The sequence below is a fragment of the Micromonospora sp. M71_S20 genome (genome assembly GCF_003664255.1).
Lineage (GTDB): Bacteria > Actinomycetota > Actinomycetes > Mycobacteriales > Micromonosporaceae > Micromonospora.
Window position 1 is genome coordinate 262,200 of the sequence record NZ_RCCV01000001.1, and the last position, 23,306, is coordinate 285,505.

General features: G+C 73.2%; 17 protein-coding genes. 9 read left to right on the forward strand and 8 right to left on the reverse strand.

What is annotated here, in order from left to right; all coding sequences use genetic code 11:
- Window positions 1-248 precede the first annotated feature (248 nt).
- Window positions 249-1,619: an MFS transporter gene (locus DER29_RS01265; protein ID WP_199729072.1), complete on the forward strand. Its 1,371-nt coding sequence runs from the start codon at window positions 249-251 to the stop codon at window positions 1,617-1,619.
- A gap of 4 nt (window positions 1,620-1,623) precedes the next feature.
- Here DER29_RS01265 and helR read toward each other — a convergent pair whose 3' ends face one another.
- Window positions 1,624-3,771, reverse strand: coding sequence for an RNA polymerase recycling motor ATPase HelR (helR, locus tag DER29_RS01270; RefSeq protein ID WP_199729384.1), 2,148 nt, complete (start codon window positions 3,769-3,771; stop codon window positions 1,624-1,626).
- 566 nt (window positions 3,772-4,337) lie between these two features.
- Here helR and DER29_RS01275 point away from each other — a divergent pair.
- The 3 genes from DER29_RS01275 to DER29_RS01285 all read left to right on the forward strand — a co-directional run bounded on the left by DER29_RS01275 (window position 4,338) and on the right by DER29_RS01285 (window position 8,044).
- Entirely contained in the window at window positions 4,338-4,982 is a 645-nt protein-coding gene (locus DER29_RS01275) for a hypothetical protein (protein ID WP_121395550.1), read from the forward strand.
- Between the two features lie 125 nt (window positions 4,983-5,107).
- Complete coding sequence (locus DER29_RS01280; RefSeq protein ID WP_370040004.1) at window positions 5,108-6,892, forward strand: hypothetical protein; 1,785 nt, start codon at window positions 5,108-5,110, stop codon at window positions 6,890-6,892.
- Between the two features lie 60 nt (window positions 6,893-6,952).
- Entirely contained in the window at window positions 6,953-8,044 is a 1,092-nt protein-coding gene (locus DER29_RS01285) for a glycosyltransferase family 2 protein (RefSeq protein WP_233599607.1), read from the forward strand.
- A gap of 21 nt (window positions 8,045-8,065) precedes the next feature.
- Here DER29_RS01285 and DER29_RS01290 read toward each other — a convergent pair whose 3' ends face one another.
- Genes DER29_RS01290 through DER29_RS01305 form a run of 4 tightly spaced genes read right to left on the reverse strand, consistent with a single transcriptional unit; the run spans window position 8,066 to window position 12,018 of the window.
- Complete coding sequence (locus DER29_RS01290; RefSeq protein ID WP_121395552.1) at window positions 8,066-9,010, reverse strand: ABC transporter substrate-binding protein; 945 nt, start codon at window positions 9,008-9,010, stop codon at window positions 8,066-8,068.
- The gene (locus tag DER29_RS01295; protein ID WP_121395555.1) at window positions 9,010-9,858 is read right to left on the reverse strand and encodes an ABC transporter ATP-binding protein; all 849 of its coding nucleotides are present in this window, start codon (window positions 9,856-9,858) and stop codon (window positions 9,010-9,012) included. The genes DER29_RS01290 and DER29_RS01295 overlap by 1 nt, the downstream gene beginning before the upstream one ends.
- A 25-nt stretch (window positions 9,859-9,883) precedes the next feature.
- Window positions 9,884-10,975 carry an iron chelate uptake ABC transporter family permease subunit gene (locus tag DER29_RS01300; protein WP_233599608.1) on the reverse strand — a complete coding sequence of 364 codons (1,092 nt, stop codon included), beginning with the start codon at window positions 10,973-10,975 and terminating at the stop codon, window positions 9,884-9,886.
- The gene (locus tag DER29_RS01305) at window positions 10,972-12,018 is read right to left on the reverse strand and encodes an iron ABC transporter permease (RefSeq protein WP_121395557.1); all 1,047 of its coding nucleotides are present in this window, start codon (window positions 12,016-12,018) and stop codon (window positions 10,972-10,974) included. Before DER29_RS01305 ends, DER29_RS01300 begins: the two co-directional genes overlap by 4 nt.
- Window positions 12,019-12,171: 153 nt before the next feature.
- On the opposite strand from DER29_RS01305, the gene DER29_RS01310 reads away from it, so the two are divergent.
- Window positions 12,172-12,531 carry a YciI family protein gene (locus DER29_RS01310; RefSeq protein ID WP_121398907.1) on the forward strand — a complete coding sequence of 120 codons (360 nt, stop codon included), beginning with the start codon at window positions 12,172-12,174 and terminating at the stop codon, window positions 12,529-12,531.
- 24 nt (window positions 12,532-12,555) lie between these two features.
- Here DER29_RS01310 and DER29_RS01315 read toward each other — a convergent pair whose 3' ends face one another.
- A complete protein-coding gene (locus tag DER29_RS01315) occupies window positions 12,556-12,996 on the reverse strand; it encodes a cytidine deaminase (RefSeq protein WP_121395559.1) in 441 nt (146 codons plus the stop codon).
- Window positions 12,997-13,164: 168 nt separating this feature from the next.
- On the opposite strand from DER29_RS01315, the gene hrpA reads away from it, so the two are divergent.
- Complete coding sequence (gene hrpA, locus DER29_RS01320) at window positions 13,165-17,196, forward strand: ATP-dependent RNA helicase HrpA (protein ID WP_121395561.1); 4,032 nt, start codon at window positions 13,165-13,167, stop codon at window positions 17,194-17,196.
- 19 nt (window positions 17,197-17,215) lie between these two features.
- On the opposite strand, the gene DER29_RS01325 is transcribed toward hrpA, so the two are convergent.
- Window positions 17,216-18,568, reverse strand: a complete 1,353-nt coding sequence (locus DER29_RS01325) for an NAD(P)/FAD-dependent oxidoreductase (protein WP_121395562.1) — start codon at window positions 18,566-18,568, stop codon at window positions 17,216-17,218.
- An 85-nt stretch (window positions 18,569-18,653) separates the two neighbouring features.
- Window positions 18,654-19,583 (reverse strand): LysR family transcriptional regulator, encoded by a 930-nt coding sequence (locus DER29_RS01330; RefSeq protein WP_121395564.1) that lies wholly within the window; start codon window positions 19,581-19,583, stop codon window positions 18,654-18,656.
- A gap of 35 nt (window positions 19,584-19,618) precedes the next feature.
- Here DER29_RS01330 and DER29_RS01335 point away from each other — a divergent pair, with 35 nt between their 5' ends.
- Genes DER29_RS01335 through DER29_RS01345 form a run of 3 tightly spaced genes read left to right on the forward strand, consistent with a single transcriptional unit; the run spans window position 19,619 to window position 23,050 of the window.
- The gene (locus DER29_RS01335) at window positions 19,619-20,350 is read left to right on the forward strand and encodes a succinate dehydrogenase cytochrome b subunit (protein ID WP_121395566.1); all 732 of its coding nucleotides are present in this window, start codon (window positions 19,619-19,621) and stop codon (window positions 20,348-20,350) included.
- 1 nt (window position 20,351) lies between these two features.
- Window positions 20,352-22,289, forward strand: a complete 1,938-nt coding sequence (locus DER29_RS01340; protein WP_121395568.1) for a fumarate reductase/succinate dehydrogenase flavoprotein subunit — start codon at window positions 20,352-20,354, stop codon at window positions 22,287-22,289.
- Window positions 22,286-23,050, forward strand: coding sequence for a succinate dehydrogenase/fumarate reductase iron-sulfur subunit (locus DER29_RS01345; protein ID WP_121395570.1), 765 nt, complete (start codon window positions 22,286-22,288; stop codon window positions 23,048-23,050). The genes DER29_RS01340 and DER29_RS01345 overlap by 4 nt, the downstream gene beginning before the upstream one ends.
- The last annotated feature ends 256 nt before the right edge of the window (window positions 23,051-23,306 follow it).

Consider the following 23,306-nt stretch of genomic DNA (forward strand, 5'->3'; position numbering starts at 1 on the left):
CCCGTGCCCGCCTCGGACAGGGTGCGCTGCCCGTAGCGGCGGCGCGAAACCCCAGACCCCCGAACGCTCTGCGTTTCCGCTCCGCCGCATCAGCGACCCTTCGCCGGTGTGGCCGTCCGGGCTGCCCGGCTCCGCATGCGATGTCCGGAGCCTTTCGTGCACACTTCTGCATCCACCTGTCCCGTCCCCTGTGACGCCCCCTGCTCCCGTCTCCACCCGACCGTCCCGGTCCCGGGTGGGTGGTCGCGGTGAACGCGCGCGCCCGCACCCTGACGGCGGTGCTGTTGTCGTCGCTGTCGTTTCCGCTGACCATCACCGGGGCGTCCGTCGCGCTTCCCGGCATCCAGCACGACCTCGACACGCCGCTCACGACGGCGCAGTGGGTCGTCAACGGCTACAACCTCTGCTTCGCGGCGTTCCTGGCCTTCGGCGGCTCGCTCGCGGACCTGCTCGGCAAGCGCCGTCTCTTCGCCGCCGGGGTCGCGGTGTTCTTCGCCGGCAGCGTGCTGTGCGTGCTGGCCCGGGACGCCACGGTCCTGAACCTCGCGCGCGTCCTCGCCGGCACGGGTGCGGCAGCGGCGACGGCAACCGGTCAGTCGATCCTCGCGGCGTCCTTCGCCGGAGCGGCCCGGACCCGGGTGTTCGGCGCGCTCGGCGCGGTCCTCGGCGTCGGCCTCGCGTTCGGACCCACGATCTCCGGCCTGCTCGTGGACGCGCTCGGGTGGCGGGCCGTCTTCGCGGTCCCCGCCGCGCTGGCGGGAGTCGTGCTGCTGCTGTGCCCCTTCCTGCCCGCCCTGCCCGGTGCCAGGAAGCGGATCGACTGGGGCGGCGGGGCGCTGTTCACCGCCGCGCTCGCGCTCCTCATCTGGGCCTTCGTCGAGGCACCTGCCCGGGGAGCCTCGCACCCGTCGGTGATCGCCGCGCTGCTCGCCCTCGGGGTCTGCGCGATCGGGTTCGTACGGGTCGAGAAGCGCCGCACCGACCCGATGTTCGACCTCGGCCTCCTGCGCAACCAGCGCTTCGTCGGGTACTCCCTGGTCGCCGCGACCATGATGGGACTGCTCGTACCCCTGCTGGTCTACCTGCCCTCCTACCTCATCGACGTCGTCGGCCTCGACGCCGGGCGAGCCGGGCTGTGGATGCTCATGCTCACCCTGCCCTCGGTCGCCCTGCCCCCGGTCGGAGCGGCGGTCGCGCGTCGCTCGCCCCGCCTGCTGTCGGTCGGGGCGATCGTCCTCGGCGCGGCCGGCATGTTCGCCCTCACCACCATCGGCCCCGACAGCACACCCCGTTCCCTCCTGCTGCCGCTGCTGCTGATCGGGACCGGTGTCGGCGCCACCACGGGCGTGATCGACGGACTCGCCATCTCCAGCGCACCTGTCCGACAGGCCGGCACCGTGGCCGGGCTGTTCAACACGGGCCGACTCGTCACCGAGACCGTCGCGCTCGCGCTCGTCGGCTCCACCCTCGCCATCGTCAGCGGCGGGCACCTCGCCGGCGACGGCTTCACCGCCGCGCTGCACGTCGTCGCGGTGGCGCTGGGGTGCTTCGGCGGCGTCTGCGCCGTCGCCGTGGGTCTGCTCCTGCGCCGACCCGATGCCGGGCGGCCGGAGGCGTGACGCGTCAGGAGGTGGTGAGGACGACGAGCTGCTGGGTCGCCCGGGTCATCGCGACGTAGCGGTCGACCGCGCCTTCGACCCCGTCGCCGAAGGCCTCCGGGTCGACGAGGACGACCAGGTCGAACTCGAGCCCCTTCGACAGCTCCGGGGTCAGCGACCGGACGCGGGGCGTCGCCCGGAACGTGGGGTCGCCGATGACGCAGGCGACCCCCTCGGCGTGGGCGGCGAGCCAGGTGTCGAGGATCGCGTCCCGGTCAGCGGCGGATCCGCGTACGACGGGAACGCCGCCGCTGCGGATGGAGGTCGGCACGTTGGCGTCCGGGAGCACGGCCCGGATGACCGGCTCGGCCTCCGTCATGACCTCCTCCGGCGTCCGGTAGTTGATGCTCAGGGAGGCCAGGGTGATCCGGTCGAGCCCGATCCGCTCCAGCCGTTCCTGCCACGACTCCGGGAAACCGTGCCTGGCCTGGGCGCGGTCGCCGACGATGGTGAAGCTGCGGGACGGGCAGCGCAGCAGCAGCATCTGCCACTCGGCGTCGGTCAGCTCCTGCGCCTCGTCCACGACGATGTGCGCGAACGGGCCGGCGAGCAGGTCCTGCTCGACATCGGGCAGTACGGTCTCATCGACCAGGGCGTCCTGGAGGTCCAGTTGGCGCAGGCTCGACAGCACACCTTCGCCGTCGTCGTAGACGTGGGCCGCGATGAGGTCGTCCACGACCGTCGCCATGCGCGTGCGTTCGACGGCGACGACGGCCTCGTGCCGGCGCCTGCGCCCGGACGCCTCCGGGTCGCCGAGCCGCGGCCGTGCCGCGTCCAGCAGCGGCAGGTCCGACACCGTCCAGGCCTGGGCGTCGCGGCGCTGCAACCTGCGGACCTCGTCGGGGCTGAGCCAGGGGGCGCACGTGCGCAGGTAGGCGGGCACCGACCACAGGTCGCCGACGAGGTCGGTCGCCTCGATCAGCGGCCAGGCGCGGTTGAAGGTCGTACGCAGCTCCCTGTTTCGCAGCAGCGACCTGCGGACCAGCTCGTCCGGCTCGTCGCCGTCGTACCTGTCCGTCAGGATCGTGAGCAGCTCTTCCCAGACCTCGTCACGCGCCTCGTTGTGCGGGGTACCGGACCCCGGCGCCTCGAACGCCACGGCCCAGTCGTCGGCGCTGAGCCAGATGTCGGACTCGTCGGTCGCGACCGTCATCCCCTCCGTCGGCGGCTCCTCGTAGAACCTGACCGCCGCCTCGATCGCCCGCACCAGGTCCGCGGACGACTTCAGGCGGGCCACCTCCGGGTCGGTCTCGACGGTCGCCACGGCGCCCTCCGGGACGAGGTCCCGCAGGGTGCACGTCTGCACGTCCTCCTCGCCGAGGCTGGGTAGGACGTCGGCGACGTAGGCCAGGTAGGGCTGGTGCGGCCCGACGAACAGCACGCCGCCGCGGCGGTGACCGAGGCGGGGGTCGGCGTAGAGCAGGTACGCGGTGCGGTGCAGAGCGACGACGGTCTTCCCCGTGCCGGGACCGCCGTCGACGACGAGCGCGCCGCGCGAGCCCGCCCGGATGATGGCGTCCTGGTCGGCCTGGATCGTGCTGAGCACGTCGCGCATCCGGGTCGACCGGCTGCCGCCCAGGCTGGCGATGAAGGCGGACTGGTCGTCGAGCGCGGCGGCGTGCCCCTCGAACCCGTCCGGGGTGAACACCTCGTCCCAGTAGTCGGTGATCCGGCCACGGGTCCAGCGGTACCTGCGACGGCTCGCCAGACCCATCGGGTTGGCATGGGTCGCGCCGAAGAACGGCTCGGCCGCGGGGGAACGCCAGTCGAGCAGCAGCCGACGCCCCGCGCCGTCCGTCAGGCCACGTCGTCCGACGTACACGGGTTCGGGGTCGTCCGCACCGACCATGTGTCCGAGGCACAGGTCCATCCCGAAGCGACGCAGTGTGCGCAGTCGGGCGGTGAGCCGCCGGATCTCCGTGTCCCGGTCGACCGCCTGCCGGCCCTTGCCGCCGGGCGCCCTGCGCTCGGCGTCAAGGCGGTCGGACAGCTCGGTGGTCAACTGATCGAGGCTCGCCGCGATGGCCGTGAAGTGGCGCTCGTCGCCCGCGATCAGCGTCGGGTCCGCCTTGGCGGAGAGATGGTCGGGAAGGTCGAACGCACTCGTGGTCAGAGGGCTCACGTCGTCAGCTCCGATCTCGTTCTGGGCCCTGGCCCGGCGACACCGGTCAGCCGCGCCGGGAACTCCTCGTCCGTGGCGCACTCAGCCGCATTCACGCGCCGGGTGCCGCGAGTTCCACCAGCGGTTCGACGTCCCCCGTTCGACGACGACACACGCGTTCAGCGAATTCCGTTTCCGCTGGTCCGGGCCTCGGCGGGTGATTCTGCGGCACGACCCGGGTCTTGCCGCAAGCCCCCCGGTGCGCTATATGTTGAGAAGGGAAAGGAGCGGATGTTCCTTTCCCTTTGTCGTTGCCGGGGCGAATAGCATTTCGCGAACCGAACGCGCCGGGGCGCCGCCGATACCGCACCGCTTTCCCGAACCACGCCGGGCACCGGTCTGCGGACCGGCCGCGGAGTCCTCGAAGCGTGCCTCGGCGGCCGCGACGGTCCTGCCGGCTGAGCGGTCTGTGTCCCTTCGCGCGAACGACCACGAAGGCACCCACAAACCCTGGGAGATGTCACACCCGTCGATTAGAATGTATGTACTAATCGAGGCCCTGACCTGGGAGGACGCCCGTGACCACGCCCGCCTCCGCCCCACCCACCCCCTACGCCACCCTGCTCGGCTTCACCCGCTACGTCGACCGCACCGGCCCGACGAAGGCCACCTTCGTCGGGGGCCTGCGCAAGCAGCGGGCCAGCCGCTCCGGCTTCAACCCGCACGGCCAGTTCGTCAAGGCGCTCAAGGCCGACATCGCCTTCCACACCGGGGGCACCCACCTCGACCAGGTGGTCGACGTGGTCAAGCCCCGCTGGCGACCGCTCTACCAGGCCCTCGTTCCCGGCGCGACGGCCTGGCTGCGCTCCCTCGGCGAGCCGAGGGAGGTCGACCTCGCCCAGACCCGCGACGCGCTCGCGATGCTGGGCGACCTGCCCGTCAAGGTCAACCCCCAGTTCGGCGTACGGCACGCCGACGGTCGCGTCGAGGCCGTCCGACTGCACTTCGACGAGGCGCCGCCCAGCGAGGAGGCGACGCTCGCCACCCTGCACCTGATGGCCCGGCACATGGACGCGGTGCTGCCGCACGCCGAGCCGGTCCTGGTCGACGTCCGTCGCGGCGAGGCCCACCGCATGCCCGCCGACGCCCGTTCGGAGCAGATCGAGCGCTGGCTGGCCGGCGAGGCGGCGGCCTTCCGGGCCATCTGGGCCACCGCCGCCTGATCCCTTCCCACCACCCGATCCGCTCGCCCGGTCCGGCCGACACGGCCGGGCCGGGCGCCGACCGAAAGCCCACATCCCGGGCGGCGGATCGACACGACGCCCAGCATCGTGAATCATCTATCTTCATGACCACCGGGTCCACGGACGCCCGTCCGCCCGCCGAGATCGCCGACCACGACCAGGTTCCCGCTCCCAGGAACCCCGGCCGGCGGGAGCGGTGGAGCTGGCTGCGCCATGAATGGACACTGGCGGTGCTCGGCGCGCTGCTGCTGGCGGTGGTGCTGACCTGGCCGACGATGCGGCATCCGGCGAGCACCATTCCCGGCGACATCGGCGACCCCACGTTGCAGGCGTGGCAGATGGCCTGGGCCGGGCACGCCGTGCTCAACAACCCGGCCGGTCTCTGGCACTCCAACACGTTCTTCCCCGAGACCTACACGTACGCCTACAGCGACACCCTGCTCGGATACGCCCCGTTCGGGATGCTCGGCTCGGGCTTCGAGGCCGCCCTGGTCCGGTACAACGTGATGTACGTGCTGGTGCACGCGCTGGCCTTCGTCGGGGCGTACGCGCTGGTCCGGCAACTCGGGGCGGGCCGGCTGGGCGGGGCGGTCGCCGGGATCGCGTGGGCGTACGCGCCCTGGCGGCTGGCGCACTCGGGCCACCTGAACATCCTGTCCAGCGGCGGGATCGCCTTGTGCCTGGCGATGCTGGCCCGCGGGCACGGCTGGTCGCTGCGGCACGGCTACCGGCCGGAGCGACGGCGTCCGGGCTGGGCCCTGGCGGGGTGGCTCGTCGCCGCCTGGCAGATCAGCCTGGGCTTCGGCATCGGGCTGCCGCTGGTGTACTTCCTGCTGGCCGCGGTGCTGGTCGGGGCCGGCGGCTACGGCTGGTCGTGGTGGCGGCGCGGGCGACGTCCCGCGTTCGGCCGGCGGCTGCTGGTCGCCGACCTGGTCGGCGGGGCCGTCTTCGGCGCGGCCACGCTGCTGCTGGGCCTGGTCTACCTGCGGGTCGTCGACCTCAACCCGCAGGCCGAGCGGTCGCTGGCCTGGACGGAGATGTTCTCGCCGCCGCTGATCGGCTTCGTCACCGCCCCGGCGGACTCGTGGTGGTGGGGCGAGCGGCACGCGGCGGCCCGGGAACAGCTGTCCTGGCCGCCGGAGATGGCGTTGCTGCCCGGGATGGTCCTGCTCGCGTTGGCCGCGGCGGGGCTGTTCGTCTCGGTGTTTCCGGCCCGGCACCGGATCGCGTTGGGGCTCGGCGTGCTCGGCACGGTGCTGCTGGGCCTGGGCGTCACCCTCGGCGGCGACGGCGATCCGGGCTACCTGACGCTGTCGAAGCACCTGCCGGGCTGGGACGCGTTGCGGACGCCGGGCCGGATGATGCACTGGACCAGCCTGCTGCTGGCGGTGCTGGCGGCGGGCACGGTGACGGTGTTCGCCACGGCGGTGCGGCGGTGGTCGTCCCGGGGCTGGGCCAGGTTCCTCGCACCGGTGCTCCTGCTGGTGCCGCTGGCCCTGGTCGGGCTGGAGGGGGTCAACCGGACGGCGCATCCGGTGGTGCCGACGCCGCCGGCCGCGATGCGTACGGCGGGGGAACCGATGCTGGTGCTGCCCGCCGGCGGCGCGGTCGACCTGATCTTCATGTTGTGGACGACGGACGGGTTCCCCCGGGTGACGAACGGGCTGGCCGGGTTCGAGCCGGTCACCCAGGCGCAGACCCGGGCCGCGACGGCCGCCTTCCCCGATCCGGGCAGCGTGGCGTACCTGCGGGGCATCGGGGTGCGGTCCGTGGTGGCGCTGCCGGGCTGGACCGCCGGGACGCCCTGGGAGGGCATCGCGGAGCGGCCGTTCGAGGGGCTCGGCATCACCCGGGAGGAGATCGATGGTGTGCTGGTCTACCGCCTCTGACCGGGGCGGCGCGGGGCCGCGCGGCGCGGGCCGGGGGTCCTCGGGCACCGGCCGGGCGGGGTGACGCGGGTGCTCCTGTCGCTGGTGGTGCCCTGCTTCAACGAGGAAGCCTCGGTGGAGCGGCTGCACACCGCGGTGACCGCCGCGGTCGCGGAGCTGTCCGACGTCGACATCGAGGTGGTGTACGTCGACGACGGCAGCTCCGACGGCACCCTCGTGGCGCTGCGCCGCCTCGCCGCCGCCGATCCCACCGTGCGCTACACGTCGCTGAGCCGCAACTTCGGCAAGGAGGCGGCGATGCTGGCCGGGCTGGAGCGGGCCACCGGGGACGCGGTGGTCATAATGGACGCCGACCTCCAGCATCCGCCACGGCTGCTGCCCGACATGGTGGCGTTGTACCGGCAGGGTTTCGACCAGGTGATCGCGCGCCGGGACCGGCGTGGTGACCGGTTCGTCCGGATGCTGGCCTCGCGGTCCTTCTACCGGGTGGTCAACTGGTGGATCGACGTGCGGCTGCTGGACGGGGCGGGTGACTTCCGGCTGCTGTCCCGGCTGGCGGTGGACGCGGTGCTGGCGATGCCGGAGTACAACCGCTTCTCGAAGGGGCTGTTCTCCTGGATCGGCTTCCGGACGGTGGTGGTCGCGCACGGCAACGAGACCCGGCAGGCGGGCCGGAGCAGGTGGACGTTCGGCAAGCTGTTCAACTACGCGTTCGACGGGCTGCTGTCGTTCAACAACCGGCCGCTGCGGCTGGCGATCTACGGCGGCCTGTTCCTCACCCTGATCGCGGTGGTCTACATGGCCTGGGTGGTCGCCGACGCCGTCAGCAAGGGGATCGACGTTCCCGGCTACACCACCATCATCGTCAGCGTGATCGGTCTCGGCGGCATCCAGATGACGATCCTGGGCGTGATCGGGGAGTACATCGGCCGGATCTACTACGAGACCAAGCGTCGGCCGCACTACCTGGTCCAGGAGACCGAGGACCTGGTCACGGAGAGCGGGGAGGCGCCCCGGGTGCCGGACCAGCCGGCGGTGCACCCGGTCGAGCGGGTCCGGCAGGGCGGGCCGGCCCGCGAGGACCTCTCCCGGTACCGCTCGCTGCGGCGCGCCGCCGGCGAGTCCGTGGCGGGTGACGCGCGGCAGCCGTAGCGGCCGCCGCGCGCGACCGCGTCAGGCGGTGAGGTACTTCGCCAGGTCGTCGAGGATCTTGTTGGCGGCGCCGATGCCGATGCCGGTCATCCAGATCTCGTCGGAGACGACGTGCGACTTGCCCGCCTTGACCGCCGCCAGCCCCTTCCAGAGCGTCCCGCCGGTCACCTTGGCCTGCTCGGCGGCGGCCTTCTCGCCGTACGCCGTGACGAAGATGACGTCGCCGTCAACCTCGCCGATCCGCTCCGGGCTGACCCGGTCCATCCGCCGGTCCTCCTTGCCGGTGAGCTGCTGGCGCTCGGGGCGGCCCAGCCCGGTGTCGCCGATGACGATGCCGGAGAACGAGTCCGGCCCGTACACCCGGATCTCGGTCGGCATGAAGCGGACGATGGAGACCTTGCGGTCGGCGGCGTCGCCGAGCTTGCCGCCGAACTCCCTGGCCCGCGTCTCGTACGCGGCCAGCAGGTCCTTGGCCTGCTGCTCCTTGCCGAGCGCCTTGCCGTCGAAGAGGAAGTTCTCCTTCCAGGTGATGCCGACCTTCTCGGTGAAGACGGTCGGCGCGATGGCGGCCAGCTCGTCGTAGAACTTCTCCTGGCGGAACTTGCTGCCCAGGATCAGGTCCGGCTTGAGGGCGTTGATGGCCTCCAGGTCGGGCTCGGTGAGCACCCCGACCTCCTTGATGCCGGCGAGCTTCTCCTCGCCGAAGTAGGTCGGCCAGCTCCGCGCCTCGCCGGCGGTGGCGGCGCCGACCGGTGTGACGCCCAGTGTCAGGGCTGTGTCGATCTTGTCGGTGTCGAGCACGACGACGCGCTTGGGCTCCACCGGCACCTTGGTGGTGCCCATGGCGTGGACGATCTCCCGGGTCTGTCCGGTGGTGGTGTCGGCGACCGGGTCGCTCTCACCGCAGGCGGTGAGAGCGACGCCGAGGGCCAGCGCCGCGGTGAGGGCGGCGGCGAGACGACGCATCAGATTCCTTTCGAAGGGTGCGAGCCGGTCAGCGGCGTCGCCGCGTTCCCGGCGGGCAGGCGGGTCAGGGAGGGACTGGTGAGCGCGGGCACCACCAGGGGCGCCCCGGTCACCGGGCAGGGCACGACCACGCAGTCGAGGCCGAAGACGTCCCGGACCAGGTCGGCGGTGAGGATCTCCCGGGGCGGCCCGGCGGCCACCACGGCACCGGAGCGCATGGCGATCAGGTGGTCGGCGTACCGGGCGGCCTGGTTGAGGTCGTGCAGCACGGCGACGACCGTACGGCCCCGCTCGACGCGCAGCCGGTGCAGCAGGTCCAGCACCTCCACCTGGTGGGCGAGGTCGAGGAAGGTGGTGGGCTCGTCCAGCAGCAGCGCCTCGGTGTCCTGGGCGAGGGTCATGGCAATCCAGACGCGCTGCCGCTGGCCGCCGGAGAGGGTGTCGACCGGCCGGTCCGCCAGCGCCGTCACGTCGGCGAGCGCCATGGCCCGGTCGACGGCGGCCCCGTCTGACTCCGACCACTGCCGCCACCACCGCTGGTACGGCTGCCGGCCCCGGCCGACCAGGTCCGCGACGGTCACCCCCTCGGGCACCAGCGGGCTCTGCGGCAGCACGCCGAGGCGGCGGGCGACCTCGCGGGTCGGCAGGTCCCGGATGGCGGTGCCGTCCAGCAGCACGGCGCCGCGCCGGGGGGTGAGCAGGCGGGCCATGGTGCGCAGCAGGGTGGACTTGCCGCAGGCGTTCGGCCCGACGATCACCGTGAACGCGTCGCCGGGCAGCTCCAGGTCGAGCCCGTCCAGCACGGTCCGCTCGTCGTAGCCGGCGACCAGGTCGCGGGTGGAGAGCATCACGCCTCCTTGCCAGGGTGGGACATCACGAGGACCGCCGCCGGCCACGGAGCAGCAGGAAGATCAAATACGGGCCACCGATGGCGGCGGTCAGCACGCCGGCCGGCAGCTGGGTGGGGGCGAACAACCGCCGGCCACCCAGGTCGGCCAGCACCAGCAGCAGCGCCCCGAGCAACGCGGCGCAGAGCAGCGGCGGGCGCTCGGCGCGGACCAGCCGGCGGGCCAGCTGCGGGGCGACCAGGGCGACGAAGTCCACCGCGCCCACCTGCGCGGTGACCATCGCGGCGGCCAGCACCCCGGTGCCGGCGAGGCCGACCCGGCGGGCCACCGGGCGCAGGCCGATCCCCCGGGCGGTGTCGTCGTCCAGGGCGGTGCTGTTCAGCGCCCAGCCGGCCCAGGCCAGCACCGGCAGGAGCGCGGCCAGGGTGAGGGCGATCCACAGGCTCTCGGTCCAGCCCTTGCCGGCGAGCGTGCCGATCAGCCAGATCTGCGCGCGCAGCCCGTCGATCGGGTCGGCGGTGAGCATGACCACCTCGGTCAGCGCCCGCAACGCGAAGGCGACCGCCACCCCGGCGAGCACGAACCGCTGGGCGGCCAGCCCGTGCCGGGCGCCGAGGACGAACAGCAGCACGGCGGCGACCAGCCCGCCGACCAGCGCCGCCGGGGCCACGAGGACGGCGGCGACACCGCCGGTCAGGGCCACCGTCGCGGCGAGACCGGCGCCCTGGGTGATGCCGACGACGTCGGGGCTGGCGAGCGGGTTGCGGGCCACGCTCTGGATCAGCGTGCCGGCCACCCCGAAGGCGGCGCCGGCCACCGCGGCCAGCACCAGCCGGGGCAGCCGCAGGTCGAGGACCACCAGGTCGTACGGGGTGCCGGCGCCGGAGAGTGCGCGCAGCACGTCGGCCGGGGCGACGTACGGGGTGCCCAACGAGAGGCTGAGCACCCCCGCGCCGAGCAGCAGCACGACCAGCGCGGCGGCGACCAGCACCGAGCGGCGGCGGACCTGCACGCTGACCGGGCCGATCCGCACCAGCGACCGGCCGGGCAGCGCGGTGACGCCCAGCCGGGAACGGCCCGCCGGCCGCCCGACGGCCGGGGTCGCGGGGGCGGTCACGCCGTCACGACCTTCGCGCGGCGGACCAGGAAGGCCAGCAGCGGGGCGCCGATCAGCGCGGTGACGATGCCCGCGGGCACCTCCCCGGGCGGCGCGACGAGCCGGCCGACGACGTCGGCGCCGAGCAGCAGCGCGGGCCCGAGCAGCGCCGAGACCGCGAGGGTCCAGCGGTGGTCGGCGCCGACCAGGGCGCGGGCCAGGTGCGGCACCGCCAGCCCGACGAACGCGATCGGCCCGGCGGCGGCGACGGCCGCCCCGGTGAGCAGCACCGCGGCGACGCCGCCGCCGAGGCGGACCAGCCCGATCCGGTGCCCGAGGCCCCGGGCCACGTCGTCGCCGAGGGCGAGCGCGTCCAGGCCCCGGGCGACGAGCGCGGCCAGGACCAGCCCGGCGAGCACGAACGGCAGCACCTGGGCGGCCACCGTGAGGTCCCGGCCGGTCAGCCCGCCGACCACCCAGAAGCGGTACTCCTCGAAGGTGCGGGCGTCCATGCTGAGCAGCGCGTACACCACGGAGGCGAGACTGGCGTCGAGGGCCGCGCCGACCAGCGCGAGGGTGACCGGGCTGGCACCCTCGCGGGCCTTGGCCGCGACGGCGAAGACCAGCACGCCGGCCCCGAACGCGCCGGCGATGCCGAACCAGACGTACCCGGCGAGGGTGCCCACGCCGAAGACGGAGATGGCCAGCACCACGCCGAACGAGGCGCCGGCGCTGATGCCGAGGATCCGCGGTTCGGCCAGCGGGTTGCGGGTGAGGGCCTGGAAGAGGACGCCGGCGACCGCGAGCGCCAGCCCGACGGCGAGGCCGAGCGCGGTGCGCGGCATCCGCAGCTCCCGCACGATGGTGGCGGCCTCGCCGCCGTCCGGGGCGACCAGCGCGCGCCACACCTCGTCGACGGCCAGCGCCCGGCTGCCGAGCGCGAAGCTCGCCAGCACGGCCAGCAGCAGCACCGACGCGGCGGCGACCGTGACCGCGAGCCGCCGGCCCCCACGCGCCCGGGGCCGGGTGCCGGCAGGTGCCGGTCGGGTGGCGAGGGTGGTCACGAGGCTCCTGCACGTTCGGGCTTAGGGTCGCCTTACCGTAGCGGAACGCCCTGGCCGGGCCTAACTCGCCGTCGTCGATCCGGGCGGCGCTGACCAGGGCGGACGGCGCCGGATCCGGTCGGGTGGCGGCCCCGGCCGCCCTAGGGTGTGGGCATGCGATTCGACCAGCACACCGTGGTGCTCCTGGTTCGGCCGTCGGACGCGCCGGAACTGCCGCTGGACGCGGCCGACCGGTTGCAGGACGCCCACCTGGCCCATCAGGCGGGGCTGGTGGAGCAGGGGCTCGTCCTGGCCGCGGGCCCGTTCGTCGACGCCGACGACGAGCGGCTGCGCGGGTTCGTCGTGCTTGCCGTCTCTCCGCAGGAGGCCCGCGAGCTCTACCACAACGACCCGGCCGTGCGGGCCGGGCGGCTGAGCGTGCAGGTGATGAGCTGGATGGTGCCGGAGCGCAACGTGCGGTTCGAGAGCGTGCCGCTGCCCCGGTCGATCCTGGAGGCCGCCGCCGGCGACTGACGGGCCGGACCGTGGGGCGGGGCGTCAGTCGGCCGGTCGCGGCGCGGGCAGCGGGCCGGCCGGCCCGTCGAGCTGCTGGTCGGCCCAGACGTACGTCTCCGGCAGCAGCTCGGCCACGTGCACCACCCGCAGCGCGTCCATCGGCCCGACGATGACCCGGACGGTGGGGAAGTAGTCGCGCAGCACCTGCCGGCAGCGCCCGCAGGGCGGGATCACCCCGCGCCCCCGGTCGCCCACCGCGACGATGGTCTCCAGCTCGGTGACGCCCTGGGTGGCGGCGGCGCCGACCGCGACCACCTCGGCGCAGGGGCCGCCGGTGAAGTGGTAGACGTTCACCCCGGTGAAGACCCTGCCGTCGGGGGTCCGCGCGGCGGCGGCGACCGTGTGGTTCTCGCTGCGGCAGCGCAGCTTGGCGACCGCCGTGGCGGCCTGCACCAGGGCCCGGTCGGTGTCGCGCATCGTCATCCAGTCCCCCGTGGCCAGGTCGGTCGACGCCCCACTCTAGACCGGTGGACCGCCCGCGCGCTCGCCCTGACCACAGCCGTCGGCGGGCGCGCGACCGGGGCGGGCGGAGGCGGCGCGGCGGTAACCCGGGGGCGGTCCGGCCGTCGGCTGCCTATCCTTGGCGACGACATGCAGAATCCAGCCGCACCCGCCGCGACCGACCCCGTCCGCGAGCTGCACCGCCGCCTCCGTCCCCTGATGTTCCGCGACCAGCGCCGCCTGCAACGACGCCTGGACGGGGTACGCCGGCTGCGCGATCCGCAGCGCCGGGAGTCGGCGCTCGACGAGATCGCCGCCGACGTGGCGCGGGCCGAGGCCGTGCTGGAGGGCCGGCGCGCCGCCGTGCCGGTGGTCACCTATCCGGCCCAGCTGCCGGTCAGCGAGCGCAAGGACGACATCGCCGCCGCGATCCGCGACCACCAGGTGGTGATCGTGGCCGGCGAGACCGGCTCCGGCAAGACCACCCAGCTGCCGAAGATCTGCCTGGAGCTGGGGCGCGGAATCACCGGGCTGATCGGGCACACCCAGCCGCGCCGGCTGGCCGCCCGTACGGTGGCGGACCGCATCGCCGAGGAACTCGGCACCGAGCTGGGTGACGTGGTCGGCTACAAGGTGCGCTTCAACGACCAGGTGAGCGACCGCAGCCTGGTCAAGCTGATGACCGACGGAATCCTGCTCGCCGAGTTGCAGACCGACCGGATGCTGCGCCAGTACGACACGCTGATCATCGACGAGGCGCACGAGCGCAGCCTCAACATCGACTTCATCCTCGGCTACCTCCGGCAGCTCCTCCCCCGCCGGCCCGACCTCAAGGTGATCATCACCTCGGCGACCATCGAGACCGAGCGGTTCGCCCGGCACTTCGCCGGGCCGCCCACCGCCGACGAGCCGGAGGGCGTACCGGCGCCGGTGGTCGAGGTCTCCGGGCGCACGTACCCGGTCGAGGTGCGCTACCGCCCTCTGGTCGAGGTGGCCGAGGGCGAGGACGACGGGGAGGACGAGGAGAACGTCCGCGACCAGGTCCAGGCCATCGGCGACGCCGTCGAGGAACTGGCCGCCGAGGGCCCCGGCGACGTCCTGGTCTTCCTCAGCGGCGAGCGGGAGATCCGCGACACCGCCGACGCGCTGGGCAAGCTGGTGGAGAAGAAGCCGGCGCTGCGCGGCACCGAGATCCTGCCGTTGTACGCCCGGCTCTCCACCGCCGAGCAGCACCGGGTCTTCGCCCCGCACGCCGGGCGCCGGGTGGTGCTCGCCACCAACGTCGCGGAGACCTCGCTCACCGTCCCCGGGATCAAGTACGTGGTGGACCCGGGCACGGCCCGCATCTCCCGCTACAGCAGCCGGCTCAAGGTGCAGCGGCTGCCCATCGAGCCGGTGTCGCAGGCGTCGGCCAACCAGCGCAAGGGGCGCTGCGGGCGTACCTCGGACGGCATCTGCATCCGCCTCTACGACGAGCAGGACTTCCTGTCCCGCCCGGAGTTCACCGACCCGGAGATCCTGCGCACCAACCTCGCCTCGGTCATCCTCCAGATGACCTCCATCGGGCTGGGCGACATCGCCGCGTTCCCGTTCATCGACCCGCCGGACCGGCGTAACGTCGCCGACGGCGTCAACCTGCTGCACGAGCTCGGCGCGCTGGACCCGGCCGAGGCCGACCCGGCGAAGCGGCTCACCCCGCTGGGCCGGCGGCTGGCCCAGCTCCCCGTCGACCCGCGGCTGGCCCGGATGGTCGTCGAGGGCGAGCGCAACGGCTGCGCCACCGAGGTGATGGTGATCGCCGCCGCGCTGTCGATCCAGGACCCCCGGGAGCGGCCCGCCGAGAAGCAGGCCCAGGCCGACCAGGCGCACGCCCGGTTCACCGACCGCGAGTCGGACTTCGTGACGCTGCTCAACCTGTGGCGGCACCTGCGCGAGCAGCAGCGCGAGCTCTCCTCCAGCGCGTTCCGGCGGATGTGCAAGGCCGAGTACCTCAACTACCTGCGGGTACGCGAGTGGCAGGACATCGTCAGCCAGTTGCGCCAGGTGCTGCGTACCCCCGAAGAGGGGCGACCGGCGAGCGACGGCGACGGCGGCCGGCGCCGGGGCGGCGCGGACCTGCCGGAGGAGATCGACACCCCGAAGGTGCACCAGTCCCTGCTGCCCGGCCTGCTGTCCCACGTCGGGCTCAAGGACGCGCAGAAGCACGAGTACCTGGGCGCCCGGGGCGCGAAGTTCGCGCTCTTCCCCGGCTCGGCGCTGTTCAAGAAGCCGCCGCGCTGGGTGATGGCGGCCGAGCTGGTGGAGACCTCCCGCCTCTGGGGCCGGGTGGCCGGCCGGGTCGAGCCCGAGTGGGTCGAGCCGCTCGCGACGCACCTGGTCAAGCGCAGCTACAGCGAGCCGCACTGGGAGAAGAAGCAGGCGGCCGTGATGGCCTACGAGAAGGTGACCCTCTACGGCATCCCGCTGGTCACCTCACGCAAGGTCAACTTCGGCCGGATCGACCCGGCGCTGTCGCGCGAGCTGTTCATCCGGCACGCCCTCGTCGAGGGCGACTGGCAGACCCACCACCGGTTCTGGGCCGACAACCAGCGGCTGCTGACCGAGATCGAGGAGCTGGAGCACCGGGCCCGGCGCCGCGACATCCTCGTCGACGACCAGACCGTCTTCGACTTCTACGACGCGCGCATCCCGGCCGACGTGGTCTCCGGGCGGCACTTCGACGCCTGGTGGAAGAAGACCCGCCGGGAGCAGCCCGACCTGCTCACCTTCACCCGGGAGCTGCTGGTCAACGCCGGCCGCACCGGCGTGGACGAGGCCGACTACCCCGACGAGTGGTCCGCCGACGGGGTGACCCTGCCGCTGACGTACCGCTTCGAGCCGGGCACACCCACCGACGGCGTGACCGTCGACATCCCGCTGCCCCTGCTCAACCAGGTGCCGGCGGAGAGCTTCGACTGGCAGGTGCCCGGGCTGCGTGAGGAACTGGTGATCGCGCTGATCCGCTCGCTACCCAAGGCGGTGCGCCGCAACTTCGTCCCGGTGCCGGACTTCGCCCGCGCGGCGCTGGCCGCGATGCCCGCCGGCGAGGAGCCGCTGCTGGACGCGCTGACCCGGCAGCTGCGCCGGATGACGGGCGTCACCGTGCCCCGCGACGCGTGGGAGCCGGAGAAGCTGCCGCCGCACCTGCGGGTCCGCTTCCGGGTGCTCGACGAGGAGAACAAGCCGGTCGCCGAGGGCAAGGACCTGCCGGCCCTGCAACGCCGGCTCAAGGCGGAGGTACGCCAGGTCGTGGCCGCCGCCGCGCCGGACGTCGCCCGGACGGGCCTCCGTACGTGGAGCATCGACGATCTTCCTCGCACCATCGAGCAGGTCCGCGCCGGCTACGCCGTGACCGCGTACCCGGCCCTGGTCGACGAGGGTGACACGGTCGGGGTGAAGGTCTTCGACTCGCCGGCCGAGCAGGAGGCCGCGCACTGGGCGGGCACGCGGCGGCTGCTGCGGCTGACCGTGCCGTCGCCGGCGAAGTTCCTCCAGGGGCGGCTCAGCAACGAGGCGAAGCTGGCGCTGAGCCGCAACCCGCACGGCGGCGTGCAGGAGTTGATCTCCGACGCGGCCGGGGCGGCCATCGACAAGCTGATCGGCGACGCGGGCGGCCCGGCCTGGGACGCCGAGGGCTTCGCCGCCCTGCGGGAGAAGGTCCGGGCCGACCTGGTCGACGTCGTGGTCGAGGTGATGGACCGCGTCCGCCGGGTGCTCGCCGCCGCGTACGCGGTGGAGCAACGGCTCGGCGCCACGAGGAACCTGGCGGTCGTGGCCGCGCTGGCCGACATCCGGGCCCAGCTGGGCGGCCTGGTGCACAAGGGGTTCGTCACCGAGACCGGGTACGCGCGCCTGCCCGACCTGCTGCGCTACCTCACCGCGATCGAGCGGCGGCTGGACCGGCTGCCGGGCAACCCGCAGCGCGACAAGCAGCAGCAGGACCGGGTCGCGGTGGTGCAGAAGGAGTACCAGGAGATGCTCGCCGCGCTGCCGCCGGGCCGCCGGCAGTCGGGGGCGGTCCGGCAGATCCGCTGGATGATCGAGGAGCTGCGGGTGAACGTCTTCGCCCAGGCGCTGGGCACCCCGTACCCGGTGTCGGAGCAGCGGATCTACCGGGCGATGGACGAGGCCGAGGGCAGGTAGGGCGACCCGCCAGCCCGCGTCAGGAGGCGCGCGTCGGCGCCCGCCGCGGCAGGGGCGCCGACGCCGTGAAGCCGCGCAGCACCCGGAACAGCACCGGCGGGGCGAGCAGCCGCGTCGGCGGGTCGACGAGGTTCACCACCCGCAGGAACGCCGCGCCCAGCGCCGGATCCCGGGTCGCCGCCGCGTGCAGCCGGCCCACGTACGCGTTGACCAGGCGTACCCGCGGCGAGCGCCGGCCGGGCACCTCGGGGAAGCGCAGGTCGGTGCCGACCGCTATGGACCACGGCCCGTCGATGAGCCGGGCCGCGCCCCGGAAGAACCGCCGGGCGAGGCGGTCGGACGGCCGCCGGAGCAGCCGGCGCAGCAGCAGGGCCTCCAGCGCGGCCACCGTCATGCCCTGCCCGTAGACCGGGTTGAAGCTGCACACCGCGTCGGCCACCACCAGGTAGCCGGCCGGGAAACGGCGCAGCCGCTCGTAGCGCCGCCGCACGCTGGCCGGGAACTTCATCGTCGCCGGCGGGCTCTCCGGCTGCGCCGTACGCAGCAGGTCGGCGATCTGCGGGGCGGCGAGGGTCTCGGCGAAGGCGGTCATGCCCTCGTCGTCGGCCGGCGGCTCCTCGCCGAGCATGCCGCTGAGCGCCACCGCGAACCGGCCCTGCTCCTGCACGGCGACGATGCCGCCCCGGGGCTGGCCGGGCACGGCGTTGGTGAGCGCGCCGAGCAGTCCCTCCAGGTGGTGCGGCTCCCGGCGGTAGGTGCGGGTGAGGTAGGTGACGCCGACCTTGACCCGCTCCTCCGGCGCGGGCCGGTAGCCCAGCTCGGCCAACCACACCGGGCTGCGGGTGCCCCGGCCGCCGGCGTCGACGACGAGGTCGGCCGCGACGGTGGTCGGGTCCCCGTCGCGGAGGCGCAGCCGCACGCCGGTGACCCGTCCCCGGTCGAGGGTGGTGGTCAGCCCCTCCACCTCGCAGCCCGCCACGATCCGCACCCCGGGCAGGGCGGCCACCCGCTCCCGGACGACCTGCTCCAGCAGCGGCCGGCTGACCCCGAGGGCGAACAGCGGGGACGGCGCGCGCCGCATCCGATGGCCGTTGTTGTACCAGTGGACCTGCTCGTGCAGGTCGACCGTGGGCACGCCCCGCGCGCTCAGCTCCGCCGAGATCCCGGGCAGCAGTTCCTCGAACGCCTGCCGGCCCCGGGTCAGCAGGACGTGCAACTGCCGCCCCTGCGGTACGCCCCGACGGCTCGCCGCCCGCTCGGGCAGCAGGTCACGGTCCACGAGGGTGACCCGCTCGTACGCCTCGGTGAGCGCGCAGGCGGTCAGCAGCCCGCCCATGCTGGCGCCGATCACCACGGCGCTGCCCGTTGCCATGCCGGCAGCGTAGGCAGGCCGGCGGGGGCCGGTCGTCTTCCCTCGTGCGCAGTCCTGCCGGCCTCAGGCCGGCGCGGCGGCGGCCTCAGAGCGGCTCGACGCCCGGCGGCAGGTCCCCGTCGGTGGTGGCGTCGCGCACGTAGTCCAGCAGTATCCGGCGCAGCTCCCGCCCGGCGTGGGTGGGCACCACGTCCCGGCGCCGGGCGACCGCGATGGTCCGCCGGACGCCGGGCGGGGCCAGCCGGGTGACGCGCACGCCGGGACGCCGGGCCACCACGATGCCGGGGACCAGCGCGACGCCCAGTCCGGCCTCGACGAAGCTCAGCACGGCGTCCATCTCGCCGCCGTCGACGGCGATGGTCGGCTCGAAGCCGGCCTCCCGGCAGGCCTGGATGGTGGCGTCGCGCAGGTCGTAGCCCTCCCGGAACATCACCATCGGCTGGTCGCGCAGGTCGGTGACGCGCAGCTGCCCGGTCTCCCGGGCCACCGACAGCTCCTCGACGGAGGCGACCACCAGGCTCTCCCGCAGGATGGGGTCGGCGCGCAGCCCGGGGTCGGTGCCCTGGGCCGGCATGATGATCAGTGCCAGGTCGAGGTCGCCGCGGAGCAGCCCGCGGACCAGGTCCTGCGAGCCGCTCTCCTCCACCCGCAGGTCGATGGTGGGGTGGGCGTCGCGGAACCGGCGCAGCACCGGCGGGGCGAGCGAGGTGGCGAGGCTGGGGGTGGCGCCGAGCCGGACCCGGCCGCGGCGCAGACCGACCAGCTCCTGCACCTCGCGGGTCGCGGTGTCGACGTCGGCCAGGATCCGCTTGGCCAGCGGCAGCAGCACCTCGCCGGCCGCGGTGAGCGCGATGTTTCCCCTTACCCGCTCGAACAGCGGAGCGCCGAGACCGTCCTCCAGGGCGTGAATTTGCTTACTCAAGGACGGCTGCGTGATGCCGACGATGTCGGCGGCTTGGGTGAAATGTCGTACTTCCGCCACCGCCACGAAGTACTTCAGCTGATGGAGCTGCATCTACATAGCCTATAGCTATCAAGACTGCGAGGTCGATGCATTGGACGACTGAATCAAGTGCTCCTAGCGTCGATCGCGTGGTAGTCACGAGAACTCGGTCGCCCATCCGCTCCAGCGTCGGCCTGAAGGCCGTCATGGCGGTGACGGGCATCATCCTGGTGCTGTTCCTGATCGCGCACATGCTCGGCAACCTGAAGATCTTCACGGGGGCGACCTCGTTCGACCACTACGCGCACTGGCTGCGGGAAATCGGCGCCCCGATCCTGCCCGGCGTGTGGTTCCTGTGGATCCTGCGGATCGGGCTGCTGGTGTCGGTGCTCGGCCACATCTGGGCCGCGACCGCCCTCGCCGTGCGCGCCCGCGCCGCCCGCCCGGTGCAGTACGCGCACCGCAAGAAGGTCCAGGGCAGCTACGCGGCCCGCACCATGCGCTGGGGCGGCGTGATCATCCTGCTCTTCGTGATCTACCACATCCTGGACCTCACCACCGGCACCCTGAACCCGGTCGGCGACCCCAGCCGGCCGTACGCCAACGTGGTGGCCGACTTCGCCCCGGAGCGCTGGTACGTCACGCTCTTCTACACCCTGGCGGTCGTCACCCTCGGCTTCCACCTGCGGCACGGCCTGTTCAGCGCGCTGCGCAGTCTCGGCCAGCAGAGCCCGCGCGGCGAGCGGCGGGCCCGAGCCGTGGCCCTGGGCTTCTCCGTCGCGCTCTGCGCCGGCTACCTGGCGGTCCCGTTCGCCGTACTCACCGGATTGGTGTCCTGACATGGATCTCTACACCGAGGGCGACCCGATCGCCGACACCAAGGCTCCCGACGGCCCCATCGAGACCCGCTGGGAACGCCGCCGCTTCGAGGCCAAGCTGGTCAACCCGGCCAACCGCCGCAAGATGACCGTGATCGTGGTCGGCACCGGCCTGGCCGGCGGCTCGGCCGCCGCCACGCTGGGCGAGCAGGGCTACCGGGTCAAGACCTACTGCTACCAGGACAGCCCGCGCCGGGCGCACTCCATCGCGGCGCAGGGCGGCATCAACGCCGCCAAGAACTACCGCAACGACGGCGACTCGGTGCACCGGCTCTTCTACGACACCGTCAAGGGCGGCGACTTCCGCTCCCGGGAGTCGAACGTGCACCGGCTGGCCGAGGTCTCGGTCAACATCATCGACCAGTGCGTCGCCCAGGGCGTCCCGTTCGCCCGCGAGTACGGCGGCCTGCTGGACACCCGCTCCTTCGGCGGCGCGCAGGTGCAGCGCACCTTCTACGCCCGGGGCCAGACGGGCCAGCAGCTGCTGCTCGGCGCGTACCAGGCGCTGGAGCGGCAGATCGGCCTCGGCAACGTGGAGATGAACACCCGGCACGAGATGCTGGAGCTGATCGTCGTCGACGGCAAGGCCCGCGGCATCGTGGTCCGGGACATGGTCACCGGCGAGATCACCACCGAGTTCGCGGACGCGGTCGTGCTCGCCTCCGGCGGCTACGGCAACGTCTTCTACCTCTCCACCAACGCCAAGGGCTGCAACGTCACCGCCACCTGGCGGGCGCACCGCAAGGGCGCGTACTTCGCCAACCCCTGCTACACGCAGATCCACCCGACCTGCATCCCGGTCTCCGGCGACCACCAGTCGAAGCTGACCCTGATGAGCGAGTCGCTGCGCAACGACGGCCGGGTCTGGGTGCCCAAGGCCAAGGGCGACGCCCGCAGCCCGAGGGACATCCCCGAGGACGAGCGGGACTACTACCTGGAGCGGATCTACCCCTCCTTCGGCAACCTGGTCCCCCGCGACATCGCCTCCCGCGCCGCCAAGAACGTCTGCGACGAGGGGCGTGGCGTGGGCCAGACGGGGCTCGGCGTCTACCTGGACTTCGCCGACGCGATCAACCGGCTGGGCCGCAAGGCCATCGAGGCCAAGTACGGCAACCTCTTCGAGATGTACGAGCGGATCACCGGCGAGGACCCGTACGAGGTGCCGATGCGGATCTACCCCGCCGTGCACTACACGATGGGCGGTCTCTGGGTCGACTACGACCTCCAGTCGTCCATCCCGGGTCTGTTCGTGATCGGCGAGGCGAACTTCTCCGACCACGGCGCGAACCGGCTCGGCGCGTCGGCGCTGATGCAGGGCCTGGCCGACGGCTACTTCGTGCTGCCGAACACCATCGCCCACTACCTGGCGTCCGGCCCGTTCGAGAAGGTCGACGCCGCGCACCCGGCGGCCGTGCAGGCCCGCGCCGACGTCGAGGACCGGATCCAGCGGCTGCTGGCCGTCAACGGCGACCGGACCGTCGACTCGTTCCACCGCGAGCTGGGCCAGATCATGTGGGAGCACTGCGGCATGGAGCGCAGTGAGGCCGGGCTGCGCAAGGCGATCGACGAGATCCGCGCCCTGCGCGAGCAGTTCTGGCAGCGGGTCCGGGTGCCGGGCAACGGCGAGGGGCTCAACCAGTCGCTGGAGAAGGCCGGCCGGGTGGCCGACTTCTTCGAGCTGGCGGAGCTGATGTGCATCGACGCCCTGCACCGCGAGGAGTCCTGCGGCGGTCACTTCCGGGCCGAGCACCAGACGCCCGACGGTGAGGCGGAGCGCGACGACGACCGCTTCGCGTACGTGGCGGCCTGGGAGTTCACCGCCACCGGCGAGCCGGCGGTGCTGCACAAGGAAGACCTGAACTTCGAATACGTCCACCCCACGCAGCGGAGCTACAAGTGAACCTGACCCTGCGCATCTGGCGCCAGTCCGGCCCCGAGGACAAGGGTCGGATGGTGACCTACAAGGTCGACGACGTCTCCCCGGACATGTCCTTCCTGGAGATGCTCGACGTACTCAACGAGCGGCTGATCCTCGCCGGCGAGGAGCCGGTGGCGTTCGACCACGACTGCCGCGAGGGCATCTGCGGCATGTGCGGCCTGATGATCAACGGCGACGCGCACGGGCCGCAGCGCGGCACCACCGCCTGCCAGCTGCACATGCGGCAGTTCTCCGACGGCGACACGATCGACATCGAGCCGTGGCGGGCCCGCGCCTTCCCGGTCATCAAGGACCTGGTGGTCAACCGGGGCGCCTTCGACAAGATCATCGCGGCCGGCGGGTACATCACCGCGCCGACCGGCAGCGCCCCCGAGGCGCACTCGACCCCGGTGGCCAAGGCCAACGCGGACGCCGCCTTCGAGGCGGCGGAGTGCATCGGCTGCGGCGCCTGCGTGGCGGCCTGCCCGAACGGCTCCGCCATGCTCTTCACCGCCGCGAAGGTCACCCAGCTCTCGCTGCTGCCGCAGGGCCAGCCGGAGCGCTACACCCGGGTGATCGGCATGGTCGACGCGCACGACGAGGCCGGCTTCGGCGGCTGCACCAACGCCGGTGAGTGCACCGTGGTCTGCCCGAAGGGCATCCCGCTGAACACCATCGGCCGGCTCAACCGCGACTTCCTGATGGCCACCTCGAAGCGGGGCGACAACACCCCCGGTTCCTGACGACACCGGTTCCCGACGACCGGACCGGACGGGCGGGCCGCCACACCCCTGCGGGTGCGGCGGCCCGCCCGCTTTCCGGTACGGGACCCGCCGGCCGGTGGTGGGGCCTGTCAGTTCCACCGCCGCGGGCGTGGCGGGCCGAGGCTCCCCGACGGTCCCTGTCGAGCTACCCCGTCCATGGGACCGCCCATCCACCCAACCGTCCACCCGATGGACGCACCGCCAGCCCCACCGCACCGCCAGCCCACCCCCACCG